At 43.4% G+C, this 18,495-nt stretch carries 14 protein-coding genes and 7 pseudogenes; 8 read left to right on the top strand and 13 right to left on the bottom strand.

The features are described from left to right. Positions 1–16: 16 nt before the first annotated feature. The 5 genes from ABNN70_RS06305 to ABNN70_RS06285 all read right to left on the bottom strand — a co-directional run bounded on the left by ABNN70_RS06305 (position 17) and on the right by ABNN70_RS06285 (position 4,195). A complete protein-coding gene (locus tag ABNN70_RS06305) occupies positions 17–1,669 on the bottom strand; it encodes a lactose-specific PTS transporter subunit EIIC (protein WP_353949140.1) in 1,653 nt (550 codons plus the stop codon). A gap of 30 nt (positions 1,670–1,699) precedes the next feature. Next, a complete protein-coding gene (locus ABNN70_RS06300; RefSeq protein ID WP_353949139.1) occupies positions 1,700–2,020 on the bottom strand; it encodes a PTS lactose/cellobiose transporter subunit IIA in 321 nt (106 codons plus the stop codon). 113 nt (positions 2,021–2,133) lie between these two features. Continuing rightward, positions 2,134–2,661: a galactose-6-phosphate isomerase subunit LacB gene (gene lacB / locus ABNN70_RS06295; protein WP_353949138.1), complete on the bottom strand. Its 528-nt coding sequence runs from the start codon at positions 2,659–2,661 to the stop codon at positions 2,134–2,136. A gap of 32 nt (positions 2,662–2,693) precedes the next feature. Further along, entirely contained in the window at positions 2,694–3,146 is a 453-nt protein-coding gene (locus ABNN70_RS06290; protein WP_353949137.1) for an RpiB/LacA/LacB family sugar-phosphate isomerase, read from the bottom strand. 308 nt (positions 3,147–3,454) lie between these two features. Further along, positions 3,455–4,195: a hexose kinase gene (locus tag ABNN70_RS06285; protein ID WP_353949136.1), complete on the bottom strand. Its 741-nt coding sequence runs from the start codon at positions 4,193–4,195 to the stop codon at positions 3,455–3,457. 113 nt (positions 4,196–4,308) lie between these two features. Here ABNN70_RS06285 and ABNN70_RS06280 point away from each other — a divergent pair, with 113 nt between their 5' ends. After that, positions 4,309–5,919, top strand: a complete 1,611-nt coding sequence (locus ABNN70_RS06280; protein ID WP_353949135.1) for an IS1634 family transposase — start codon at positions 4,309–4,311, stop codon at positions 5,917–5,919. On the opposite strand, the gene ABNN70_RS06275 is transcribed toward ABNN70_RS06280, so the two are convergent. Further along, positions 5,902–6,141, bottom strand: coding sequence for a hypothetical protein (locus ABNN70_RS06275; RefSeq protein WP_353949134.1), 240 nt, complete (start codon positions 6,139–6,141; stop codon positions 5,902–5,904). The genes ABNN70_RS06280 and ABNN70_RS06275 overlap by 18 nt on opposite strands. Before the next feature lie 143 nt (positions 6,142–6,284). On the opposite strand from ABNN70_RS06275, the gene ABNN70_RS06270 reads away from it, so the two are divergent. After that, a complete protein-coding gene (locus ABNN70_RS06270) occupies positions 6,285–7,034 on the top strand; it encodes a DeoR/GlpR family DNA-binding transcription regulator (RefSeq protein ID WP_353949133.1) in 750 nt (249 codons plus the stop codon). A gap of 448 nt (positions 7,035–7,482) precedes the next feature. On the opposite strand, the pseudogene ABNN70_RS06265 reads toward ABNN70_RS06270, so the two are convergent. Both ABNN70_RS06265 and ABNN70_RS06260 read right to left on the bottom strand, forming a co-directional pair. Beyond that, positions 7,483–8,765 (bottom strand): annotated as a pseudogene (locus ABNN70_RS06265) (IS1380 family transposase). A 374-nt stretch (positions 8,766–9,139) separates the two neighbouring features. Next, a complete protein-coding gene (locus ABNN70_RS06260; protein ID WP_353949132.1) occupies positions 9,140–10,363 on the bottom strand; it encodes an ISL3 family transposase in 1,224 nt (407 codons plus the stop codon). Between the two features lie 164 nt (positions 10,364–10,527). On the opposite strand from ABNN70_RS06260, the gene pfkB reads away from it, so the two are divergent. From pfkB to ABNN70_RS06245, 3 genes are all read left to right on the top strand, one after another. After that, a complete protein-coding gene (gene pfkB / locus ABNN70_RS06255) occupies positions 10,528–11,451 on the top strand; it encodes a 1-phosphofructokinase (RefSeq protein WP_353949131.1) in 924 nt (307 codons plus the stop codon). Positions 11,452–11,995: 544 nt separating this feature from the next. After that, positions 11,996–12,523, top strand: coding sequence for a transposase (locus tag ABNN70_RS06250; RefSeq protein WP_353949130.1), 528 nt, complete (start codon positions 11,996–11,998; stop codon positions 12,521–12,523). A 99-nt stretch (positions 12,524–12,622) separates the two neighbouring features. Continuing rightward, positions 12,623–14,236: an IS1634 family transposase gene (locus ABNN70_RS06245; RefSeq protein WP_353949129.1), complete on the top strand. Its 1,614-nt coding sequence runs from the start codon at positions 12,623–12,625 to the stop codon at positions 14,234–14,236. On the opposite strand, the pseudogene ABNN70_RS06240 reads toward ABNN70_RS06245, so the two are convergent. Then, positions 14,229–14,544 (bottom strand): annotated as a pseudogene (locus ABNN70_RS06240) (transposase); the annotation flags it as partial. The gene ABNN70_RS06245 and the pseudogene ABNN70_RS06240 overlap by 8 nt on opposite strands. 28 nt (positions 14,545–14,572) lie before the next feature. Between ABNN70_RS06240 and ABNN70_RS06235 the strand changes: the two are divergent. Next, positions 14,573–14,966 (top strand): annotated as a pseudogene (locus ABNN70_RS06235) (transposase); the annotation flags it as partial. Here the strand turns inward: ABNN70_RS06235 and ABNN70_RS06230 are convergent. After that, positions 14,931–15,272 (bottom strand): annotated as a pseudogene (locus ABNN70_RS06230) (transposase); the annotation flags it as partial. The pseudogenes ABNN70_RS06235 and ABNN70_RS06230 sit on opposite strands and share 36 nt — an antisense overlap. A gap of 20 nt (positions 15,273–15,292) precedes the next feature. Between ABNN70_RS06230 and ABNN70_RS06225 the strand changes: the two are divergent. Both ABNN70_RS06225 and ABNN70_RS06220 read left to right on the top strand, forming a co-directional pair. Continuing rightward, a pseudogene (locus tag ABNN70_RS06225) lies at positions 15,293–15,391 on the top strand (transposase); the annotation flags it as partial. Positions 15,392–15,519: 128 nt separating this feature from the next. Beyond that, a pseudogene (locus ABNN70_RS06220) lies at positions 15,520–15,770 on the top strand (hypothetical protein); the annotation flags it as partial. A gap of 409 nt (positions 15,771–16,179) precedes the next feature. Here ABNN70_RS06220 and ABNN70_RS06215 read toward each other — a convergent pair. From ABNN70_RS06215 to ABNN70_RS06205, 3 genes and pseudogenes are all read right to left on the bottom strand, one after another. Continuing rightward, positions 16,180–17,403, bottom strand: a pseudogene (locus ABNN70_RS06215) (UPF0236 family transposase-like protein). After that, complete coding sequence (locus tag ABNN70_RS06210) at positions 17,300–17,560, bottom strand: UPF0236 family transposase-like protein (protein WP_353949128.1); 261 nt, start codon at positions 17,558–17,560, stop codon at positions 17,300–17,302. Before ABNN70_RS06210 ends, ABNN70_RS06215 begins: the two are co-directional and overlap by 104 nt. 302 nt (positions 17,561–17,862) lie before the next feature. Further along, positions 17,863–18,477 carry a sugar O-acetyltransferase gene (locus ABNN70_RS06205; RefSeq protein WP_353949127.1) on the bottom strand — a complete coding sequence of 205 codons (615 nt, stop codon included), beginning with the start codon at positions 18,475–18,477 and terminating at the stop codon, positions 17,863–17,865. Between the last annotated feature and the right edge of the window lie 18 nt (positions 18,478–18,495).

The following is an 18,495-nucleotide window of genomic DNA, read 5'->3' as shown; positions in this document are numbered from 1 at the left end:
ATTCTAAAATCATCGATTATGCATCTTGTTTTTTGACGTTCTCCAGAACAAAATTTATTGATTTTGTTGCATTTCTTGTAAGGTCTATATACTGTTTCCCCGTGGTGGATATGAGCTTTATCCCGTACTTGTCACAAACTTCCTGCAGATTTGATTTCATACTTTCCATCTGAGGTGCGAGGATGACAAGATCCATGTCAGGTATTAGATCCATATGAGCTCCATATGCTCTTGCTGTTGCGCTAATTGGTACATTTTCTTCTTTTGCAACTTTGTTTAGTGCATTTGCAAGAATACCACTGGTCCCACCGCCGGCACAAAGAACCAATACATTAACTTCCTTATTTAGGTGAATAGCTTTATTAATAGTCAAATTGGAATCATCATCTTCTTTATCTGCATTCTTCGCTTCTTCTGCCACTTTTTCAGAGTCATAAACTTTAAAGAAGGGCCAGTAGATAATAGCATCTAACAAAAGCAATGCCGGGGCTAAAATGAACGCCCATCCTGCAAACCCCGTTCCAAGAATTAATCCAAGAGGTCCCGGAGTAGTCCATGGAAGATTGTAGATAAAGCCATTCATATCGAACATGTCTACAAAACCTTTAAAAAGGAACACATTTAAAATTGGAGTAAGGATAAATGGAATAAAAAACACAGGATTCAAAATTAACGGACCACCAAATAGAACAGGTTCATTAACACCAAATGACACTGGTACTATAGCTGCACGACCTACTGCCTTCAGTTGAACTGACTTAGCAAAGAATGCAAACAGAACAGTAATCATTAAAGTGGCACCGGTACCGCCTAACGTAGCTACAAAGTACTGTGTACCTTGCGCCAACACATTACCTGCGTGCTCGCCCTGCTGGAATAGATGGAGGTTTGCTTCAACATTTGCCAGATAAATAGCAGTTACTGCGGGCTCAACAATTGAAGGACCATGAATACCGATATACCAGAAAAACGCCATCGCTCCATAAATAATCGCAAGACCCAAATACCCGTCCGCAGCCCTAAATAACGGTGCCAGAACATTAATAATCCACTCAGCAAGATTTCCGTTAGCCAGTGCCCTAAATACAATATCAAAGAGCCAAAAGAATACGGTTGAGAAAGCAAATGGTATTAAATCTTTAAATACTTGAGAAATATTTTGTGGTACTTGTGGCGGCATTTTAATAGTTACATTGTTTTTTATGCATACATAGTAGATATTAGGGACTATGAAACCGACCAGAAAAGCACAAATGAGGCCCTTTGTTCCCATATAGCTCATATCTATGCCCATTTTAAGCGGATCAACAGCTACAAGAAAAAATCCTACTTCTGCCGCTACCATTGTTGACACTGTATTAATTTGGTTTGTTTTTGGTAATTTCAGATTTTTGCTATCAGTCAAAGCTTTTGAAGTTGTAGCAGCTACAAATACGGATAGCAGACCCATTGAGAAATTGTAAGCCTTCATTAAAATACCTTCAATTTGCGAGCTCCAGTAAAATCCCCAGATATTTGGAACATACGCTACGAGGAGGAATAAACTAGAAAACAGAATGATCGGCATGTTAGCGATAAATCCATCACGAATTGCAGAAAGATACGGGTTAGCGGCTACCTTTTCAAAAAATGGTTTCATTCTTGATATTTGATTAATTAGCCATTTCATTTTCCATTTCTCCAATCACTGTTCTATTATTCATGCCTTATTTACTTTTTTATATAGATCAATAAAATATTTTGCCATATCGCGAAGCATCATCGTTGTCATCAATGTGTCCTGACCATGAATCATAATAAAACTGATCTGGTCATCTGATCCACCAGCTTCATTGGCTAGCACTTTTGTCTGTTCCTGATGTGCTTCTTTAATCGATTCATCTGCCTGTTTCAATAATTTTTCTGCATCTTCATACTCCCCATTTTTTGCCCTATCCAGTGCTTTTAAAAGAAAAGTCTTTGCATCCCCTGCATAAGCAACAATTGTAAAGCCTACCATTGCATTATCTTCTCTATTCATTTCTAATCACTCCTTATCTTGTTGGAATACTACACCAAAGATTGCCATGCAGTTATAGGATAATGTCCTAGAAATCGAAATAATGAGTGCTAACACAAAATGTAACTTTGCCATTAATCGTGATAATAACCTTCTTCCCATTTCTTCTCAAATTCATCAAAGAAATGTTCGTTTCCAGTTTGTTCGGGTTTTTGGTCTTCCAGCGCGTCAATTTTTTTGATTAATGTATCATGTTCAGGTGTTCTCTCATATTCAGTCGTTATAAATTTATCAACAATTGCTTTAATTAGATCAATTCCTGTAATATGCCCTCCAACTGCTATGATGTTTGCATTAAGTGCTTTCCGTGCATAAACCGCCTCCGAAATGTCACTGACCAGAGCAACACGAGCACCTGGTACTTTGGATGCTGAAGAACTAATACCAACACCCGTTCCACAAAGAACAACTCCAAATTTTGCTTCACCACTTACCACTTTTTCTGCTGCTTTCTTGCCAAAAATCGGGTAATGAGTACGCAATTTATCATATGTCCCGTTATCTATCACTTCATAACCTTTTTGTTTCAAATGCTCTGTTAATCGCTCTTTCGTTCCCGTTACAATATGATCATTACCAACTGAAATAACTGTTTTTTCCATAATCGTTTGCTCCTCCTTCTTATTTCTAAAAATCACGCCATTTTATTAACCATATCAATCCGTACCATGTGGCGACCAGCATCAAAGGGAGCTTCAAGATACGCTTTAACACAGTTCTTCAACAGTTCCGATCCAACAACTGCAGTACCTAATGTAATCATCAACGCTCCGTTGTGCCGACGTGTCATTCGTGCCGAATGCTCATCCGAAACATTTGCTGCGATGACGTATTTCAACTTATTTGCCGCCATAAATGCATCGATTCCCCATTTTGTGATTACAATACCTCTAGAGGCGTTCTCACTCTTGTCCTTCCCATTGTCGGTTTCTGCAAGCGTCTCTCTTGCCACAGTTACTGCTAAATCAACACCATCCTGCTTCTCGCTGGAAACATCGAAGATGTCGTATCCCTTTTCTTTTAGTAACTTGATCAACTCATTTTTAGCATGTGCACCATCTTTGTCTGCACCTATAATAACCCTCATCAAACTTACCTCCCATACAAAGAATATCAGTGTTAATATGTTTCAATTTGTTTGTTTTTGTTTTCATAGATAATGTAACATCGATTAATTCATTTGTCAACGCTTACATCGTATTGTTTTTAGCCTTAAGTAAAAGTTTTCATATTAATAATCAGACCAATCCACCCGTGATACATCACATAATTTATGAAAAATGATTAATATTGGATGACCATATAACATTAAAAAACATATTAGAACAATATCAATGGAATAATTTGTTTAATCACGGCCATTTACTTTTTTCAATTTTTTAATTATCTATATATTTACAAACTGGTCACTTCTGTTTTATCCATGAATTCCCGGATACGATTTACGTCAATATATCCCGTTTCCGATTCCAGTGCATTTAGTGCCCCAAAGCAACTACCCAGAGCCAGCAATTTCTTAGCGTTATATCCGCGTGCAATACCAAGAGCAAGCCCAGCTACCATAGAATCTCCGGAACCAACCGCACTTACTGCATGAATTTTAGCCGCGCGGATCCGGTACAATACATTGTTTAATATACCAATAGCACCCTTATCTCCAAGTGATATAACGACATTTTCGGGACCTTTTTGTGCAAGTCTCTGAACCGCATTAATTAGTTCTTCCTCTGTTTCTATTTTTACCTTAAGAAGCAATTCTATCTCATGCAGATTAGGCTTAATCAAAAAAGGATGAGCTTTTATCCCCTCTTTTAGTGCATCCCCACTTGTATCAAGAATAAACTTTCTCCCCTTTTTGTTGGCTAAACTAATTAATCGCCGATAAAAGGCAGTCCCAGGCCCTGCCGGAATGCTACCTGATGCTACTACCACGTTACACAGATTAAGTAATTTTTTATAGTTCTCAATAAACAATTCACTCTCGTCCATCGATATCTCTGGTCCACTTTCCAGCACTTCCGTTTGATTTCCTTCATGCATCAGCGCCAGACAGTGCCGAGTGTTTTGCCGTATTTTTATAAAACTATGCTTGATCCCTTGACGATCTAGTTGTTGCCTAGATTCCCGTATCTCCACACTATGATTTGCCTAAAGGTATCATAAAGCCGATTGCACAGGTGCTTGTGATCCCTTTCATTTTACTTATACCTAGTGATGTATTATAATTACATCACTAGGAGTTGACCAAGATGGTGATCATCAAACAAAAGGACAAACGCAGCGGCCTCACCTATGCCTATAAGTCAGAATCTTACTGGGATAAGGAGAAGAAACAACCGCGTTCGCGGCGCAAACTCATTGGTCGTGTCGATGAAAAGACCGGTAAAATCGTTCCGACTGACGGTCGTGGGAAACGTCGAAAGCAAACCTCTGAAAAAAAGCAAAAACGTGGGCCTGTTCCTGCCACCAAAGCGAGGCGTGTTTTCTATGGAGCCACCTATCTGCTGGATCAAATCGGTGAACAGTTGGGCCTCACAGAGGATCTCAAGCACTGTTTCCCGAGACACTATCAACAGATTCTGTCGATTGCCTATTATATGATTCTGGAACACCCAAGTCCTCTGAGTCGCTTTGAGAAATGGGATCATTTACATAAGCATCCGTACGGGAAAAACGTGACTTCTCAGCGAAGCAGTACTGTTTTTTCATCCCTCTCTGAAGAAGGCAGGAACCGGTTTTTCTCATGTTGCAAGAAGCGTTGCCAGGAGAATGAATATTGGGCTTATGACACGACCAGTATCTCCAGCTATTCAGAGGTGCTGAAACAGGTCGCCTATGGCAAGAACAAGGAAGATGATCGCCTTCCTCAAATCAACTTAGCCCTGATCTTTGGTGAAACAAGCGGGCTGCCTTTTTATTATCGGAAATTGGCTGGAAATATTCCCGATGTCAAGACGGTCCTGAATCTTTTAGGTGATTTCAAAGCCCTCGGCTTTGAAAAGATCAAACTGGTGATGGATCGAGGCTTTTACAGTGAGGCAAATATCAATGCCTTGATGAAGAAACATCTGAAGTTTTTGATTTCTGTCCGTACCTCATTATCCTGGGTGCGTAAAGAACTGGATAAAGTCTATGATGGGCTGGACACCTTCGAAAATTTGAATGAGCAGTACGATCTTTACGCCTTGACGGTGAGAACAAACTGGAACTATACACAGGATCGGCCGTATAAAGGAGATCGCATCAAAGCGAAGCGCCGGGTCTATCTGCATCTTTACTATAATGTCGATCAGGCGGCCGAAGATCAAAAAAAATTCGATCGCAAGCTGATGCGCCATCATCAAGAGCTGAAAACCGGTAAGCGCGTTCCGGAACATGAAGCGTTTTACAAAAAGTATTTCACGGTTAAATCAACACCTAAGCGAGGCGTGCAGATTACAGTGAATCATCAGGCAGTCGAGAAAGCCAAGCGCTATTACGGGTATTTCTCATTGCTTTCCAATGAAAAAATGGATGCGATCCAGGCACTGGAGATCTATCGGGGGAAAGACCCCATTGAAAAGTGCTTTGGGGACATAAAAGAACGGATGAACTTGCGTCGCATGCTGGTTTCATCAGAAGCCACTTTAGACGGAAAGCTTTTTGTGGGTTTTGTTGGATTGATCCTGCTTGCACACATCAAGACAAAAATGCAGGCGCAAAAGCTTTTCAAAGATTACACTCTCCAATCCCTACTCGATAAATTGGATGTGATCGAGGCCTTTGAATCTCCGGGCAGCGCGCTGAGAGTTGGCGAAATTTTGAATGATCAGAAGTATATTTATAAAGCTCTGGACATCCCGTTACCTAGTGATGTGTAATGGGAATCCAGGTTGTTGGGCAATATAGGTACCGGTTATTCCACCGAGAAAACCTGTGGCCATAACTGGTTCATCATTCTGATGGATTACCCGAGTAACGTTTAATCCCTTACCTCCAGCTGTCATAATTGGATTTCCGGTTCTATTGACTTGATTAATTTTTAGTTTATCAATGTGATAATTCATGTCGATTGACGGATTTAAAGTAATGGTTAAAATCATTAATCTTTCTCCTATCTGTTTTATTTTGTTTTTTTATGTTCTATAATGTAAATAGTATAACTGTATAATAAAATGTCAATAACTATATCCCATTTATTAAGTTTTCCTTTGTCAAATATATCATTCAGACGGAGTGAGCATGCATGCTTAAAGTAAGAAGACAGGAAGCCATTCTTTCCATCCTTAATACAAATAAAAGTGTTGAAGTAGCACAATTATCCAAAGATTTACAGGTGACAGAAATGACTATTCGTCGGGATCTAAAAGAGCTGGAAGACAAGGGGCAACTTGTACGTATGCACGGAGGTGCAAGAAAAGCTGGTTTTTCATCATATTCAGTAATCAGTCATGAAAAGAAAGCACAAATTCATATTGAAGAAAAAAAAGAAATTGCTCAAAAATGTGTAAATCTACTAGATGAACATGATATTGTTTTTCTTGGGAGCGGGACAACCATTGGGTATATAGTAGATTTGTTGCCCACTGTTGATATGACTTTGATTACCAACTCACTTTCTATTTTTAACCGGCTGCAGGAACGCAATTTTCAATCAACAATCCTTATCGGTGGTCGATATCGACACAGCACCGATACTTTTTACGGTGTTTTTGCCAACGATATGATACGGCAGTTCAGGGTTGCTAAAGCTTTTATTGGGACAAATGGTATCACGGGGATTAATGTGACCACCACATACGAAGATGAAGGTCAGGGTAATCAATTAATTCTGGATAACGCTGAACAGCGCTATATTGTTTCCGATTTTTCAAAACTTGAAATCAGTGCACTTTACACATTCTATAGTTTAAAAAACATTAATGCTTTGATAACAGATAGTAAAATCACAGAGGCCCAGAAACAATACTATGAACATTTTACTAAGGTACTGTAAGTAAAATTCATGACTAGATATGGTGCATTTACTAGTATTAGCATCTTAATTATTAACAGTACCAGGTCAATAATCTTCTTTGAGTACAGTTTATTCCGGGTATGGGAAATAATAAGATGCTCTGCCACGGCTTTTTCCGGAGTAAGGAAGCTTGGCCCGAGGTAACTTTTACGAGAATCAGATGAAAAGCCTATAGTTTCCCACATTTTGTGTAGTAGTCATTATAATATAAACCTGAATTATTCATAGCAGCTTATTTTCTATAGTTTAAGTGGTGATTTCGCAAGGGATTTTACAGATTTTTACTAAGTGAACAACTAAACGATGATTTTGAATGCCTGTTGGCCCGCATGGAACATGCGGAAAGCCATTTTCTCGTTTTCAGGGCAGACGAATCCCGTCGTTTCCAACAGAAATTCTGAATTTTTTAAGATTGATGGTCTGGACACTATGCCAATGCCGGCAACCGATGGATTTGATCCAGCGTCTGCCGGAAGGCCTTTTGGTAAAGACAGTGACTGCAGAGTTGGAAAATGAGCGAACGGCCGGAATGAACGAGCCTGCCGGCAATCTTGATCAGGCGAAGGCGCACAGTATCCATACAAAGCCGCTTCTTTTTAGCGGATTTCGGCAGACAGAGCAGGCGAAACCCGGCTTCAATATTGCTTGCCAGCATACGAATCTGCAGTTTCACCGCGTTGGCTTCAAAACGGGTGCTGCTCAGCTGATCAAAGGCAAAACCGTTCTTGCCTTCCTTGATCAGGTTTTCCATCGTGCCCCGGTTTTGATAGAATTTAATGACGCGTTTAGCGGGAAGGCTCATATTCGTGACAATAAAGGTCGGCTGGAAAAAGAGCTCACCTTCCGGGCGCTCCAGTTTCACAACAACTCGCCGGGCCTGATCCCAGGAAGCCGCCTGGTACTGAAATTCACGATAAAACACGACTGAAGAACCGACTGGCATGGCGTGCTTTTTCTGACGGGCTTCCACAAGCCGCTGTGCTTTTTCAGCCAACCGGGGGTTGGCCTTCAAACGGATGGCGTAAAAAACCTCTTTTTCCTCACACAAGCTGTACAGCCCGGGAACGGCGAAGCCACTGTCTCCCGGACGGCCAGATCCTGTCCGGGATTGAGCGAGCGATAGTGTGCCAGCACCGGACGGATAAAATCGACGACACCACGGGAGGTGTAGACATTGCCGGAACGTAGTTCGGCTTTCAGGCAGTAGCCGGTCAGCGAGTCAAACAGGAGAAGCGGATGGTAGCCGGTGTCCTGGTAATGGGCATTGTAGGCCGTCCCTTCCTGATGCCCGGCGGTCTCAAAATTGGCTGAATCCACGTCAAGCACTACCTGCTGACTGGGCCTGAGGGCATAGAGTCGATCCAGGTAAGCTTGATTGACGGCTTCCAGCGATTGAACGGTGTCGGCATCCACGCGTTGATTAAAGCGGGACAGCCGCGGTTGGGAAGCCAGGTGCTTCTTCTCAAGCAGGGTCGTAAATATGGGATCTGTTCCCAACTCATCGGCCTGGTCGTCGGTGTGATAGCCAGCCAGGTGCTGATAGATTTTCTGAATCACCACCTTTGGGTTGGTGTGCCTGGCATGAGCGACAGGATCGTTCACGTACAGTTTTTCCTGGATCAACTCACTGAAGCCGGTCTTTTCATCGAATTCTCGATAAAGTGATAAGCCGGAATCGGAAGAAAGCACGCCGCCTGAGAAACTGGCCATAATCTTTTCATTGAAGTGGAACGTTGATTCCTTTACACTGCACATATGAGGAGCCCCCTGTATGTTTGGTTTCGCTTAACTTAATCATACAAGGAATGAGCTCCTTTTTCATTTCCTTTTTTCACTTTTCAGGTGAAAAATGAAAATCGCTGTAAACCTTGGTGGCTCAACGACAAGTAAAGTTCATACCGCGGGCCATGAATATTCTAGGATAAATATAATCCTACTTTTACATATAAAAAACCGGCTCTTCGCTAAAATCCGTGAAATAGGACAGAGTTTGGTAAAGTAGTTTCCAAATAATTTATGAAAATCGGACAAGGGAACGGGTTCGGTTGTGAGCGATACGTGGCTCCGTACTGATGCCTGTTCTTTTATTTTTGTGAGAAGTCTAATTTCCCGGCAAGCAGATAGACCATGGCGATGATATTCTTATCAGAGCAGTAGCCTCTTGCTTTCCGCTTCGCGGCCTGGAATAGGCTGTTGAGGCCTTCCAATATCCCATTGTTGAGTTGGGATTGGAACCACCTGACCACACCGCCGTAATGCTTTTTCAGTGTCTTTGCGAGATCCACCATGGGGGCAATCCGGCAGCGCAGACCCCATTGGAACCAGTCTTCAAGCACCGCCGGTGCAATTTGAGCCGGATATTTGTAGATCTCCTGAAGGCATAGGCGCATGCGGTAGGTCTTGGCTGTATCCAGTTCGCAGTCCTTCAACTTATCGAGGGTTTCTTTCTGCTTTTTCGTCAGGTTCTTCTCGTTCTTCAGCCAGATATAGCGCGTATTCTTTAAATCGGCACAACGATTCCGTTCGTTCCGGCGTACGGCATCGACCGCCCGGTTGACTTCCTGAATCACATGGAACTTGTCAAAGGTAATCGACGCGTCCGGAAAGTAGTCGGAAGCCCCTTTAATAAAGGCTGGAGACATATCCATACAGACTCCTGTGACGTTTTGGACACGCCCCCCATGGGCTTCGAGTTTTTCTTTACAGGCTCTCCAGGTCTCGGCATCTTTCCCTTTGGCGACGTGGATGACATTTTTCTTTTCGGAATCCACAAAGATCGTAATATAATTGTGCCCGCGCTTTGAGGAGGTCTCGTCGGTATTAATCTTTGTCACCTGGGACAAGTCCTGAACAGCTAAAGCGTGATCTACATAATGATGCAGAATCCGCCATAGTCGGGTATCATGTTCACCGACCAGACGGCTGACCGCGTTCATCGGCATATCTTTAACCAATTTCATAATCCAGGCATCAAAAAGTTTGGTAAAACCCGCACGGGGCTTGATGGCCCATGGAATTTTCACCCGCTGTTTTTTACCACACTTTTTACAATCTGTCCTCGGATGTTCCGCGTGGATGTAGCAGGGGTATTCTAAAAAGTTCAGATGCCTCCACGTACGATCGTAATCAGCAATATCATAGATCGGCTGGTGTCTGGCACCACAGTTTGGACACGATAACAGCGCTTCTTTGTAGACTTTTAAATAAACATCCAACTTTTTTTGGCTTTCGTTGAAGATACAGTCATGAACGTACCAGGGTTCTGTAATATGGAATAAGTTTTCCAGGTCATTGAATTCTACTAACATTTGAAAACCACCTGTCGTTTTTAATTAGGTAGTTTCCAGTATTTCCAGGTTCATTCAATTTAATCAGCGAAGAAGTGTTATGTTATTGACATTTAATTATTCAGTAATATTATTTACATTATAGAACATAATAAAACAAATTAAAACAGATAGGAGAAAGATTAATGATTTTAACCATCACTTTAAATCCGTCAATCGACATGAATTATCACATTGATAAACTAGAAATTAATCAAGTCAATAGAACCGGAAATCCAGTTATGACAGCTGGAGGTAAGGGATTAAACGTAACTCGAGTAATCCATCAGAATGATGAACCGGTCATGGCCACAGGTTTTCTCGGTGGAATGACAGGTACCTATATTTCCCAAAAACTAGAACGTCAAGGGATCAAGCATAATTTTATAAAAATACGACAAAACACTCGGCATTGCCTAGCGCTGATGCATGAAGGAAATCAAACGGAAGTGCTGGAAAGTGGACCAGAAATATCAATGGACGAGAGTGAATTGTTTATTGAGAACTATAAAAAATTTCTTGATCTGTGTAACGTGGTAGTAGCATCTGGTAGTATTCCGGCAGGGCCTGGAACCGCTTTTTATCAGCGATTAATCAGTTTAGCTAACAAAAAGGGGAGAAAGTTTATTCTTGATACGAGTGGAGATGCACTAAAAGAGGGGATAAAGGCTCATCCGTTTTTGATTAAGCCTAATTTACATGAGATAGAATTGCTTCTTAGGGTAAAAATAGAATCAGAGGAAGAACTCATTAATGCGGTTCGGAGACTTGCACAAAAAGGTCCCAAAAATGTCGTTATATCACTTGGAGATAAGGGTGCTATTGCTATCTTAAACAATGTATTGTATCGAGTCCGCACAACTAAGATTCATGTAGTAAGTGCGGTTGGTTCCGGAGATTCTATGGTAGCCGGACTTGCTCTTGGTATTGCACGCGGCTATAACGCTAAGAAATTGTTGGCTCTGGGTAGTTGCTTTGGGGCACTAAATGCACTGGAATCGGAAACGGGATATATTGATGTAAATCGTATCCAGAAATTCATGGATAAAACAGAAGTGGTCAGTTTGTAAATATATAGATAACTAAAACTTGAAACACCCAAAACTTCCTTCATGGCTGTCAGATAAAGGGGAAGTGCAAAAAAAGCATGAATACCGAGCACTCGGTATAATTGAAGGACCAACTACCAATTAATCGAGGCGGATTCATGCTATGAAAAGTATAACACGTAATGATCATCCATCAGCGGGTATTTTAGCTTCCGTTCAAACCTTTTTAGTCGATTTCATTTGGCGCAAGTCGCACGGGCTTCTCATGCCACCAAGACAAAAGGGGTGCCCTTTCGCGTCTTGTTCTGCTATCTGATCAGCACGATTTTTTCAAACAAGTCGACATATCGTGATTATCTGAGGCATCAGGATCAGTTGAATTTCTCGGATAAAACGTTCCGCAACCTGCTCAACTACGGCCGGATCAACTGGCAAAAATTCCTGATTCTGCTCTGTCAACGGATCATCCGGTTCATCGAACCGTTGACGGATTTGGGACGTCAGAACGTGTTCATTTGGATGACTCGATGTACGGACGGGCCCATGCTGGGCCCATGCTAAACACGTGGAACTGGCCGCTTTTCAATTTGACCACGCCAGGCATCGGCATACACGCGGTTTTCGCTTTCTTCAGCTGGGCTGGAGCGACGGTAACACGTTCCTGCCGGTCACTTTTTCTTTGCTTTCTGGTCAGAATCAGGTATGTGGCGCGAAAGCCGATGCCCGGACGCATTCCGGGAAGCGAAAGCTTCAGGCCCAGCGCAAAGCGCCCGAAGTCGTTCGGGAACTCCTCGTGTCCTCTCTGAGTCAGGGGGTCCAGGCTTCTTACGTCTTGTTTAACTTGTGGTTCTCAAGCCCGAAGATGTTTCGTCAGCTGCGTCGGCTCAAGCTTCAGGCCGTTGCCATGGTCAAGCGGTCCAAAAAAGTGTATTACCGGTTTAACGGCCAAATGATGGATGTCAAAGCGATCTTTAAGGCGCAAAAGAAACGTCGTGGTCGTTCACGCTATCTACTCTCGGTCCTCGTTAAAGCCGTTGTCGAGGGAGAGGCGAGCACCCCTGTAACCTGCATTCCCGGAAATTTATACCAGTGATCAAGTCTGATTCCTTATAAATCAAGGGATTCAGGCTATTTTGTGCTTGTTTTTTTACCAAAACATGGTATAAATATACCATGTTTTGGAGGGATGAAGATGTCATTGGTTCATTTGAAAAACAAGAAGAATGGTGTGACCTATGTATATGAATCCGTTGGATATTGGGACAAGGAGAAAAAACAGACACGAAATCATCGGAAATGTATCGGTAAACTGGATCTGAAAACTGGGAAACTGATTCCATCTAAAAAGTATACCGAAGGTCTGAAAGATCTTCTGAACCAGAAAAAGAAGAAACGGGGTCCGGTTCCGTCTGTTACTCATCAGCGCCGTTTCTACGGGGCAACTTATCTGTTTGACGCCATCGGCGCCAAACTTGGAATCACAGAAGATCTGGCGCGATGCTTTCCAAAATCCTATCAGCAGATTCTTTCACTGGCTTATTATCTGGTGCTGGAAGATCACAATCCGATGAGTCGTTTTCCCCGTTGGGCGAAAACCCATGTGCATCCCTATGGTAAGAATCTGCCCTCCCAGAGAAGCAGTGAACTGTTTGGTTCGATCACGGAAAATGCCAAACACCATTTCTTTATTCTCCAGAGCAAACGGCCTATCCATGAAGAGTATCTGGCTTATGACACCACCTCCGTTTCATCCTATTCCAAAGCACTGAAGCAAGTCCGCTACGGTAAGAATAAGGACCATGATCCGGTGCCGCAGATTAACCTGGCGCTCCTTTATGGAGAGACCTCCGGCCTGCCGGTGGCTTATCGTAAACTGCCGGGGAATATTTCTGATGTCAAAACCATACGGACACTGCTCGCTGATGTGAACTTTCTCAAGCAGAAGAAAGTGAAAGCGGTCATGGACCGTGGCTTTTACAGTGAGAAAAATATTAATGCTTTTTATCAGGATCATGTCAAATTCTTGATGGGTGTCCGAGTGTCACTGAAGTTCGTCCGTAAAAAGTTAAACGATGTCCGTCAGAACATGATTACCCGTGCCCATTATGCTTCTGGCTGCAATCTCTATTATCAATCTTTCCTGACCGACTGGGACGATACCGAGGTCAAAAAGCGATCCGGGCAAATCATCACTGGCAAGAAAAGGCTGTACCTTCATCTTTTCTATAATGACCAAAGAGCAACCGACGATAAGATGGCATTCAATAAACTGTTGGATCGTCTGGAAGAAGAGCTGCAGTCCGGCAAGAGAGAACCTGAACATAAAAAGCTATATTCGCGTTACTACGAATGGAAGAAAACGCCCGTAAGGGGGCTCTCCCTGACGCCAAAAAACGAAGCTATAGCTAAAGCAGAAAAGGACTTTGGTTATTTCGCACTGATTTATAATGGAATCAAAGATCCCATCGAGGCACTGGAAGTTTATCGAACAAAGGATCTGATCGAGAAAGCCTTCGGCAATTTAAAGGAACGGCTGAATCTGCGTCGGACTTCTGTTTCCTCCGAGGAGAATCTGGAAGGCAAACTTTTCGTCCAGTTCATTGCCCTGTTCTATCTTTCGTACATAAAAAAGGCCATGAGCGATCATCATCTGTTCAAACAGTACACCATTCAGGAACTTCTGGATGAACTGGACGTGATCGAACAGTACAGTCAACCCGGTGGTCACACCCATTTGGGTGAGTTGACAAAGAAACAGACGAATCTTTATCAATACCTTGGTGTGGATTCGCCGGCCTTGGTATAATTTCACGGGAATTCAGGTTTAAGGTTCGAAATCCATTTTCTACAGCCATCAGGTTCTTGTATACCCACTTCTTCTGCAGACAGGGTGTCATCCGATGTTCGAATCAGGTATTTCCCGTCATAACGCGCCGCATCTCGAAGCGCCTGCCGATTAATTCTCAGTTGCCCGTCTTTCAGCTGGCGAAGATAACGACCATAAAGCTTATGTGACCGCAGGGCACAGGCTGCTTTGGTATGTTTCTTTTCAGGCAACTGATGTAAGTCTTCCAGCGCCATCTCCAAATCACGAACCAGCCGTTCCCGCTGTTTTATGCAAAATTATCGCAATTACGGTAACATGATAATTCGTGAACTTGCCAGCCAATGTGAAAGTGCCGACGATGTCCAAACAATGATTCGTGATTTATTCAAAGAGACCCTTCAAGTTATTTTTAAAGCTGAAATGGACCATCATCTGGGTTATGAGAAGCACGCTTTTGAAGGAAATAATTCTGGAAACAGCCGCAATGGTTACAGTAAGAAGAAGATCAAATCCAAGTATGGAAACATGACTATGGACATTCCAAGAGATCGAAATGGGGCGTTTGAAACCTCAAATTATTAAGAAACATGAGACCGCCCTGAACGGTTTAGATCATCAAATTATTGGGTTGTATGCTAAAGGGATGTCTACCCGCGATATTGAAGATCATATGCACGATCTCTGGATATTTATCCGCCCAATTTTTCTTGACCTCCTCAAAGGCTAATTCTGCCTGTTCAATAGTAAAGGCTTTATAGACTTTTTTAATATCGTTGAGAAAAGGCTGGCGATTTTTAGTCGATATATACTTGATACTGTTGCGCAACTGGTGAATCACACAGAGCTGAATGCGTGTCTTTGGAAAGGCCACATTGATGGCTTCGGAGAAGCCGGAAAGCCCGTCTTTACAGGCAATGAGGATGTCTTCGACACCTCGGCTTTTCAAATCATTGCAGACGCTGAACCAGAAACTGGCACTCTCATTTTCACCAATCCAGAGCCCAAGAATATCTTTAATTCCTTCCGTAAAGAGTTATTGCATCCTGGGAGACCAACTGGTTAGAACTCACGGCTTATTTTGAGTATCCAACTGAAATCAGAAAGATAATCTACACAACCAACACCGTTGAAGCCTGCATTCCCGGAAAATTATACCAAGGAGTCCAAAAAGGCGCATCAGAAAAGGATTTTTAATACAATGGTCTTTTTCCCATTGGTATAATTATGCTGGTTGCTATTTGCCAAAGATGCCTTAATATCAGGAATTATCAGAACCTTGGTATAAAAGCACGGGAATTCAGGTTGAAGGGTTCCACCGTCAACTCAGAAAAGTGACCAAGTCAAAGAATGCTTACCCGACCGATGATGCGTTGCGAAAGATTATCTATCTGGCTACGATGGACATCACAAAAAAGTGGACGTTAGCCATTCCAGGATGGTTTGAATGCAGGCGCAACTCCGGATCATTTTTGGGGACCGCTTCACGTCCAGTCTCCCAGACAAAGACTTATGACGTTTGAGTTTAACGCTTTAAGTTCTCCTAAAAAAGGGAAGAATAAAAGAAGAGAGTGATCCTCTCCCCTTTTTTAGCTGAACCCTGACAGGTGCTCGAGTTGCTCTCCAGCAGCGCTCTATCCCCCTGTCAGGTAAGAGCTTTATCAGTGTGAACCTAACCAAGAAAATTAATCATTTACACAAAACAAATGACATTCCCAAGAAATAATCATTTACACAAAACGAATGACATTCCCCCTGAGGGTAAGTCAAGTGATTGTGGGTGTCCCCCTGGATACAAAAGAATGATGTATGTTTTTTCGTTTTATTGTAGCTTCTTTCGTTTCTCTCATGCGCTTGACTTGATCAAGGATACCTTTCAGCGATTTAAGCGCAAACGTCCCTTATCCTTCCAAACAAAATCAAAATCAGTAGCCGGCTAAAGCTTTCAGGGCCTGGCTAATGGGCGTCGCGGCGGACTGTTTAAGATAGGGCAGGTTTTCATGCAGCGTATCCGCTGCGGCCCTTTCATACATTGTTTTCGGCAAAACCTGGGAAGCAGACAGTGGGGCCTGCGCCTCAGTCTGTTTCAGACAGAACACCCGTGGATCTCCGGGCAGCACCACCTTTAAACCATTGATTTTCGCGATGACCAGCTCTTGCAGGTGATCATACCCTTCGTCGCTCCAACTCCGATGATACTTCATTCGTCTTGCCATGAGGCTCATCACCGACTCAGTGGCGCCCAGGGAGGCCATGTTCTTTGTATCATGGCCATGTTTCTGAAGCCAGGTCTTGAAGTTCATGAAGGCGGTTTTCTGCCGCGTGATACGTTGGATCAGTTCCGCAAGTTGTGTCTCCTGCTTCTCGGTTGCCATCGTGCCTACGGCACTGTTCAACTCCAACAGTAGCTGATCTGGCTGCCCCTGTTTCAGCGCCTGTGCCATCATCGGGTAACGAGGATGGCGCTTCATCACCTTCCTGAAGTCGCGTGTGATGTGAAACGTATCGTAATGGTAGAGGTTGTGTCTCGGCCCCAGCGCCTCTTCACCGGCAGTGATCCATGCCGCGCCATCTCCGCTAATCACAAAATCGGTTTGCCCGTAGTCCAGGTCATAATTCTGTTCGAGGAAGTCCTGAACCCCCCTCCCAAAAGTCTTTGTTCCCCTTATGATAATAAATTCGGGGTTGGATCAACCGCGACTCACCGGAGTGGGAATGGTTTTTCCATCCGGAATGAACGCAAACCATTTTAGCCTCCTTCGCCGCCCTCGGCTTCGTGGCACCTTTAGGCCTCGCCGGATGATGAACAAACCATCCGTCTCCAGAAACAGCACTTTAGGAGCCGGCAGTTGCGTTTCCGGAGGAAGAATCTTTGTCTCCAGCACCTGCTGACGGATGGCTTCATGGCTGATGGCCCGGTAGCCAAGGAACTGCTCAATCTGATCGGCCGCCTTCCGATAGGATGCTCTTTCCACCGCTTCCTCCAAGGTCCACTGTTCGAAAGCCGGACTGAAATGCTTTGGCCCGGAAAAGGACAGGAAGCGGTCAAGCAGGAAAACATGCTCCCTGGCTTTTCCGATCCCAATAATAGTTCCGGACGAACGAGACGTTTCCGAGAGTGGTTTCCAGGGAGATCTTTCGCTTATCATAAAGTTCAAAACGTCGTTTATCCCTGCTTTCTGCCAAGTGTTGATCCAGGTTCACCAAAAGTTGATAGAGGATCCGGCTGAATGTCTGTTGCAGGGCACGAAATAAAATCTGCTCAATGTCTTTTAAAGAAGCATGATTTTCATTATACTGATCCATGGAGAGTCCCTTCCCTTTCAATAGATTTAGACAACTCTATTGTACTCAAAAGGGGGGCTCTCCTTTTTGTGAAAAGCATTAAAAGATCAGAAAAATTTGAGATGAGGAAAGGCCTCCGGGCCCGGCGGCCCTTCCTCACATTTTTTCTGCCACCCACATTTATTTTACTTGCCTCACACCTTTCTCTCGATGAAAAGTGTGCGCTTCGTTGCTGAAAAAGTGATCTGTTAGAAATTTTTATGATCCTTGCGGAGCAGATGTTCCTTTTCATGATAAAAGGTCGCTAAAATCATTCCGCTCCGTCATTGGTCGAACCATTCGTCGTCGACTTTTCGATTCTTATAATAATAGGTTCTGTCCCGTTCGCCAATTGTCCTGAGAATCTTACAAGGATTGCCGACGGCGACAACATTGGCGGGGATGTCCTTTGTGACAACGCTGCCCGCACCGATCACTGAGTTTTCTCCGATTGTTATCCCTGGCAGTACGCTGGCATTGGCTCCGATCCATACATTGTCGCCGATCGTTATCGCTAAATTAAATTGCAGACTTTTTTTTCGCAGGTAAGGATGAATGGGGTGGCCGGCAGTTGCGATCGTCACGTTTGGTCCGAACATGACGTTGCTCCCCACGTACACGGGTCCGTCGTCCACAAGCGTCAGATTGAAGTTGGCATAAACCCCGTTACCGAAATGCGTGTTCGATCCCCAATTTACCCGTAACGGCGGCTCCACATAACAATTCTCTCCGCATTCTGCCAAAAGCGCTTTAAGTATTTTTTTGCGCCTGTCAGTCTCAGACGGCCTTGTCTGGTTATAATCGTAGAGCAACTCATTCCATTTTTGCTGTTCTTTTACTAAATCGCTTTCAGTCGGATCATACAGCGCACCGCTCAGTATCTTTTCTCTGGCAGTCAATACCGCCACCTCCATGGG

This window comes from Sporolactobacillus sp. Y61 (assembly GCF_040529185.1).
In the GTDB taxonomy this organism is placed as follows: Bacteria; Bacillota; Bacilli; order Bacillales; family Sporolactobacillaceae; genus Sporolactobacillus.
This window is presented reverse-complemented; position numbering and strand designations above follow the sequence as displayed.